This is a genomic window from Sphingobium sp. UBA5915 (assembly GCF_002431195.1).
GTDB classification, from domain to species: Bacteria; Pseudomonadota; Alphaproteobacteria; order Sphingomonadales; family Sphingomonadaceae; genus Sphingobium; species Sphingobium soli.
In genome coordinates, this window is the sequence record NZ_DJDV01000046.1 from 1 (window position 1) to 612 (window position 612).

General features: G+C 61.1%; 1 pseudogene. It reads right to left on the minus strand.

Going from position 1 to position 612, the window contains the following annotated elements:
- Window positions 1-310: 310 nt before the first annotated feature.
- A pseudogene (locus B2V90_RS06500) lies at window positions 311-612 on the minus strand (serine/threonine protein kinase); the annotation flags it as partial.

Sequence of the window (612 nt, forward strand, 5' to 3'; positions counted from 1 at the left end):
TGGTGGCGGTGACGACGATGTCTTCGGATAGTGCCTCGGTGGCCGTTCCCGCCGGAGCCTCGTTTCGGGGTTCGGGTTCGGCTGGCAACGGTTCTGTCGGTGCTTGTTGCGCATATACCGAACTTGACCAAAACAGGGCGACAGACGCCATCAGCCAATGTTTCATAGCTCTCTCCCAACAGGTTATGTGATTGTCGAGGTGAGGATCGCTCGACCGGATCCAATCGTCCAATTCAAAGTGCGGGCGAGCTATTCCTGCCCCTAATAGGCGATCGAGCGACCAGCCTCGTGCAAATATGAGCGCCGCCGGTCACCCTTCCCGCTGAACAGCGGCAAGGCTGTCATGCATGACCACTGGATGCTCCGCGCCGGTAAAGTCGACGACCGCGTCCCAGTGTCGTGCGACATCGTCCAGCGTGAAGTCACCGCCGAAGCGATACCCGTTCGTTCGCTCCCAGCGCAGCTTGGCCATATAACCGGCCCCCACCTCAAACAGCCCTTTGGTCTCGGTGCAGAGCTCGTGCGCCAGCCAGCCCACCAGCGGGCTCACCGCTTCTGGCCGGAGACGGTCGAGCAACTCCTTGGGGAAAACCGTCTCGGTCATCCGCGACG